General features: G+C 64.9%; 6 protein-coding genes. 3 read left to right on the plus strand and 3 right to left on the minus strand.

Annotation, left to right across the window (positions count from 1 at the left end):
• Together AC1D00_RS23730 and AC1D00_RS23735 are read right to left on the minus strand one after the other, a co-directional pair.
• The coding region (locus AC1D00_RS23730) for a DUF2336 domain-containing protein (protein WP_477012323.1) at positions 1-511 on the minus strand (511 nt) is incomplete at its 3' end.
• Positions 512-573: 62 nt separating this feature from the next.
• Positions 574-1,731, minus strand: coding sequence for a GGDEF domain-containing protein (locus AC1D00_RS23735; protein WP_477012324.1), 1,158 nt, complete (start codon positions 1,729-1,731; stop codon positions 574-576).
• Between the two features lie 439 nt (positions 1,732-2,170).
• On the opposite strand from AC1D00_RS23735, the gene AC1D00_RS23740 reads away from it, so the two are divergent.
• The 3 genes from AC1D00_RS23740 to AC1D00_RS23750 are packed head-to-tail and all read left to right on the plus strand — an operon-like array spanning position 2,171 to position 5,136.
• The gene (locus AC1D00_RS23740) at positions 2,171-2,740 is read left to right on the plus strand and encodes a sigma-70 family RNA polymerase sigma factor (protein WP_027544139.1); all 570 of its coding nucleotides are present in this window, start codon (positions 2,171-2,173) and stop codon (positions 2,738-2,740) included.
• Complete coding sequence (locus tag AC1D00_RS23745) at positions 2,737-3,432, plus strand: hypothetical protein (protein ID WP_135172515.1); 696 nt, start codon at positions 2,737-2,739, stop codon at positions 3,430-3,432. The genes AC1D00_RS23740 and AC1D00_RS23745 overlap by 4 nt, the downstream gene beginning before the upstream one ends.
• 15 nt (positions 3,433-3,447) lie before the next feature.
• On the plus strand, positions 3,448-5,136 hold the full coding sequence (locus tag AC1D00_RS23750; RefSeq protein WP_404554322.1) for a S8 family serine peptidase: 1,689 nt from the start codon (positions 3,448-3,450) through the stop codon (positions 5,134-5,136).
• Positions 5,137-5,548: 412 nt separating this feature from the next.
• Here AC1D00_RS23750 and AC1D00_RS23755 read toward each other — a convergent pair.
• On the minus strand, positions 5,549-5,735 hold a 187-nt coding region (locus AC1D00_RS23755; protein ID WP_477012325.1), incomplete at its 5' end, for a hypothetical protein.

The following is a 5,735-nucleotide window of genomic DNA, read 5'->3' on the forward strand; positions in this document are numbered from 1 at the left end:
CGGTGAGACTGACCTCGGAAAGCTGCGCGCCGGGATTGCTGACGGTCGATTGCACCACCTCCTCGTTGCCGCGCGTCACCAGCACGTCGGTCAGCGCCTCCGACAGCACCCGGCGCAGCGAGATCGCCTTCAGATGCGCCTGGCCCCGCGTGCGCGCGATCTCGATCAGCGTCGCCTCGTCCAGCCGTTCCGATTTCGACAGCACCGGGCCGGCGACCTCGATGACCTCGTCGAGCGCGAGCGTGCGGATGATCTTCGGCGGTGCCGCCGCGATCGGTGCGAGGCGGTCGGCGAGCAGCGTCCTGGCCGAGGTCTCGATCTGTTCGATCAGGCACTGGAACACGTCGTCGAACACGCGGATGTGGTCGTCGGAGTAATCCACTGCATTGCCCACGAACAGATCGGTGACGCGGCGTAACGTCTCGACCCGGCGCGCAACGGTGCCGTGCGAGAGCGCAGCCTGCAATTCCTCGAGCAGGTTCTCGGATGGTCTGGCGGATCTGGATATCATTGCCCTGTCCTGGAGCGTTCGGTCCGGCGGCGGCTTCTCACACGCCGGAGAAAATGGATTGGTCAGCTCGTTGCAATACGGTTGCGCCCTTGCGCCTTGGCGGAATAGAGCGCGCTGTCGGCGCGCGCGAGAATCGTGTCGGCAGTATCAACGTCGCGAAGCGTCACCACGCCCGCGGAAATCGTCACGCGCATGCCCAGGGAGAATGCGCTCCAGTCGAGATCGGCGACGATGCTGCGCAAGCGCTCGAGCATGCGCGAGCCGGCCTCGCCATCGGTGTCCGGCAGCAACAGCAGGAATTCCTCGCCGCCGTAGCGGCCGAAGCAGTCGGACGGGCGGATGTTGGCGAAGATGGTGATCGAGAAGGTGCGCAGCACCTCGTCGCCGACGGGATGGCCGTGGGCATCGTTGATGCGCTTGAACCAGTCGAGATCGATCAGCGCGATCGCGCAAGGTGTCGATGCCCGCCGCGACTTCTCCATCTCGGTGTCGAGCAGCCGCATGATGCAGCGGCGGTTGTAGGAACCGGTCAGCTCGTCGAGCTCGGCCAGCTCCTCGATGCGCTGATAGGCCGCCTTCAGCTCGATGCTGCGCTGGTACAGGATCTTGCGCAGCGTGGCGCCGAACAGGCCGAGGAAGGCGCACTGGCCGATCACCAGCACGAAGCACAGCATCGAGGCGGTCCGCTGGAGCCGCGTTGCAACGGGCATGCCGATCGGCAGGTCGGAGGCGAGGAAGACGGCGGCAAGGCCGGTGGCCGCGAGCGTCCAGGTGATCATCGCCTGCGCCGAGGTCATGCGCAGCGTGCCGAAGGCGAAGATCAGGAACAGCACGCAGATGAAGGCGATGCCGATGGTCGGGACCGACAGCAGGAACACGAATTGCAGCGCCATATGCGCCGAGATCTGGAAGACTGTGAGATAGTGGTCGGTGAATCTGTCGCCGACGCCGGCTTCCGACAGCACGGTGAACGTGCCGATGATCAGGAGGCCGCCGAACCAGAACAGCGAGGCAATGTCGACCGAGATCGCGCCGTCATAGGCGTACATCATCAGGACGGAGGCGCCGAGCGAGTAGCTCGCCACCTGGCCGATATACATCTGGCGGCGCTGCCGGGCCCGGCGCGCCCGGACTTCGGGCGCCGCCGCCTCGGGCGCGAGAACGAGCTCCGCGACCTCAGCGGCATTCCTCTCGGGAAGGGACGTCGCGGCCGTGTTCATGGTCCCGCCAATGGTGGATGTCAGCCCAAAAATCTACGTGGCAAGCCTTTAGGTTTGGTATCCTTTGAAAACGAATCCGAACCGTGCAGCGCAAAACAGGGTGATGTCGGTCGCAGGGGAAATTTGCCGGCGATTAGGCATCGTTTGCGATGCGGTCGAGCCAAAGCAGGGCTTCGTGAGACATACGTCGTGCAGGACTGCTATGGAACCGAACTTGGTCGRCCCATTCGTGCCCGGGCAGGCATTCCGCAGGGAAGTGTTGCAGTATTATGTTACCTATCTGGATCAAAATGGCCAATCCGCGCGGGCGGGGCAGGAAAAATCCGCGTATGTGGGGTAGATTACACAAGCTCCCGTATGACTGCGGTAGGTTGAACAATTTTGCACCTGCCGTCGAACCGTCCGCTGCATCGACCCGACCAACCTTGCGAGACGGCCTTTGAGCGTGACACAGGCGGCTTCGGACGAGATCCTCATCGCCAGGATCGCTCAGGGTGACCGGCTTGCCATGCAGGTGCTGTACGGGCGGCACCATGTCAGGGTCTACAGGTTCGGCCTAAGGCTCGTACGGGACGAGCAGGCGGCGGAAGACCTCATCAGCGAGGTGTTTCTCGACGTCTGGCGTCAAGCCGGCAAGTTCGAGGGTCGATCCGCAGTTTCCACCTGGCTGCTGGCCATTACCCGATTCAAGGCCCTCTCGGCGCTCCGGCGCAGGAAGGATTTTGAGTTGGACGAAGACGCCGCGAACGCGATCGAGGATACGTCCGACGATCCGGAAACGGTGGTGCAGAAGAAGGATACCAGTCAAGCGTTGCGGGAGTGTCTGACGGGCCTCTCGCCGGAACACCGGGAAATCGTCGATCTTGTCTACTACCACGAGAAGTCCGTGGAAGAGGTGGCCGAAATCGTCGGGATACCGGAGAACACTGTGAAGACGCGCTTGTTCTATGCGCGCAAGAAACTGGCCGAACTGCTGAAAGCAGCCGGCGTTGAGCGAGGCTGGCCATGATGGCTTTGAGCAAGAAGATGCTGGAGCAAGAGCCCAGTGAGATTGAACTGCTTCTGCCGTGGCACGCGGCCGGCACGCTGAACGCGCGCGACGCACGCCGCGTCGAGGAAGCGCTGGCGCGTGATCCCGAGCTCGCCAAGCAATATGCCGCGATCCGCGGCGAGTACGAAGAGACCATCCATCTGAACGAGAGCCTGGGTGCTCCGTCGGCACGCGCGATGCAGAAGCTGTTCACCGCGATCGACGTCGAGCCGGCGCGTGCAACCGGATCGCTGCCGCTGTCGGCGCGCATCTCGACCTTCTTCGCGAGCCTGTCGCCGCGGACGCTGGCCTGGTCGGGGAGCCTCGGTGCCGTCGCGCTCGTGCTTCAGGCCGGCATCATCGGCGCGGTGCTGATGAAGACCCAGCCCACGACTTTCCAGACCGCTTCGCTTTCGACCAGTGCGCCGATCACGCGCGAGCTTGGGACTGCGGTTGCACCGGCGCGCGCGCTGGTGCGCTTCACGCCCGAGGCGCGGGTTGCCGAGATCACGGCGCTGCTCGACAGCTACCAGGCCTCGATCATCGGGGATGCCAAGGGCGGCATGTTCCGCCTCCAGTTCGACAAGGCGATGAGCCAGGACGAGCTCGCCTCGCTGCTCGGCAGGATGCAGCGCGAGAAGGTCGTCAACCTCGCCGTCGCGGCGCCGTAAGGCGCCGCTGAACCGATGACGCGCAAGTCCGAGAGTAAGTTGCGAGCCGGGGCCTACGCTTCGTCCGTCGGAGCCGCGCTGCTGCTCGCCGCCTGTCTCGGCGTCGAGGTCGCGCAGGCGCAGGCGATCATGCGCACGCCCACGATCAGCGTCCCCTCGCGCACGCCGACCATCTCTCCCAGCGTCGCTGCGCGGGCAGTGAGCATCGATCGCGGCCCGCGCACGATGACGACTGCGCGTATTCCTTCGCCCCGGATGGGGCCGGCGGCGCCGGTGCTGCCTTATGCGCGCTACTCGCCGAACCTCTATCCGTCCTGCACGGCACCCTACCGCGACGCCGACGGCGAATGCCTGGCGCAGCCAAATGCAGGCGGTGACGGCGCCGGCAAGTCCGGCAAGAAGAGCGCGAGCAAGGGGCGCGGCAACAACACACCCGTTGCGCTGAACCAGCGCATCTTCGCAGGCGAATTCGTCGCCGAGATCGACGGCGCGCTGTCGGTGGCCGAAGCCGACCAGCTCGCGCGTCGCCACGGCCTCGCGCGCATCGCGTCCGAGAACTTCCCGCTGATCGGGGCGACCTTCGGCCTGTTTCGCATCACCGACGGCCGCCCCGCCGAGACGGTGCGGCGCGAGTTCGCCGCCGACGGCAGCGTGCGCTCGGTCCAGCCCAACTTCCGCTACGTGCTCCAGGACCAGAAATCCTCCGTGCCGACCGAGGGCGATCCGGCGCAATACGTGCTGGCCCGGCTTCGCCTTCCGCAGGCGCACACGCTGGCGCACGGCGCCAACGTGACGGTTGCCGTGATCGACTCCGGCATCGACGCCAAGCATCCCGAGCTCGCCAATTCCATCGCCGACAATTTCGACGCGCTCGGCAGCGCCGACGGCCCGCATATTCACGGCACCGGCATCGCCGGGGCGATCGTGGCGCATGCCCGGCTGATGGGCAGCGCGCCCGAGGCGCGCATCATCGCGATCCGCGCCTTCGGCGGCACCACGGGCGGCGCCGAGAGTTCGTCCTATATCGTCCTGCGCTCGCTGAACTACGCCGCCGAGCATGGCGCGCAGATCGTCAATATGAGCTTTGCCGGTCCGAAGGATGCCGTGATCGAGCGGGCCATCGCGGCGACCGCCGCGCGCGGCCTCGTGCTGATCGCGGCCGCCGGCAATGCGGGTGCGAAATCGCCGCCGCTCTATCCCGCCGCCAATCCCAACGTGATTGCAGTCAGCGCGACCGACCAGCAGGACAAGCTGTTCACCGCCTCCAACCGCGGCAACTACATCGCGCTGGCGGCGCCCGGCGTCGACATCTTCCTGCCGGCGCCCGAGGGCAAATACCAGATGACGTCGGGAACCTCGTTCTCGGCGGCCTATGTCTCCGGCGTCGCGGCGCTGCTGCTCGAGCGCAACTACGCGCTCAAGCCGGAAGCGCTGCGCATGACGCTTGCGAAGACCGCGCGCGATCTCGGCTCACCCGGGCGTGATGATCTGTTCGGCGACGGCGAGGCCGATGCGTTTGCCGCGGTCATGGCCGTTCCCGCCAACAGTGCGACGCCGGTGGCGGCTGCGTCCGGTACAACAAAACGTGAAGATGGGCAGCCTCGCCGCGACGAGCCCGGCATTCGGGCGATCGAGCAGCCCTCGCTGTCGAGCACGGATGATAAATCCACGATTTCTCAGGCGGATAGGCCGGCGCGGCGATAGGCGCTGCGGCAACTTTGCGCGCGGGCCGAAGGTTAAATAATCGAACGCCGCATTGAACGTTCGGCCGGCTGCCACGACCAAATTATGTGGGAGCGGTCATCCCTCCCCATCAGTCATATCAGGCGCGAGCGCCCATCCACCCCAAGCGCCCATATGGCTCGACCCGTCCGGTTGTCCCCCCGGACGGGTCTTTTCTTTTCGGGCTTCCGATTCCTTGAGGCCGTATTTGGGATCAGCTTCCGGTTGAATGATCGCGTTTGCGTTCATCGCCATCGGTGGGCCGGCATCCCGCACGCCCGCTATGCTTGTGCGAAGCTTGACTCGAAAACACAGCAAATCTCCGCACGACTACGGTATTTCACGACGAGCGAAGTGTCGTTGCTGGACAAGTCAAAACTTTTCCACAAAATATTCATGTCGCGTCTAAATTGATTCGTGTGCGTTGCGTCCCCGCGTCCGTATTTTTCTCCTGACGGGCTGGATCATGACACATCGCCAAGAGTCTGTTCGCGAGTTTGTTCGCGGCGCGGCCGGTAGCCGTGAGATCGCGGCACGCTGGTGCGCTCTCGCCGAACAGCGGCTCGAGCATCTCTCCGAAA

The sequence above is a fragment of the Bradyrhizobium sp. P2_E8 genome (assembly GCF_056403875.1).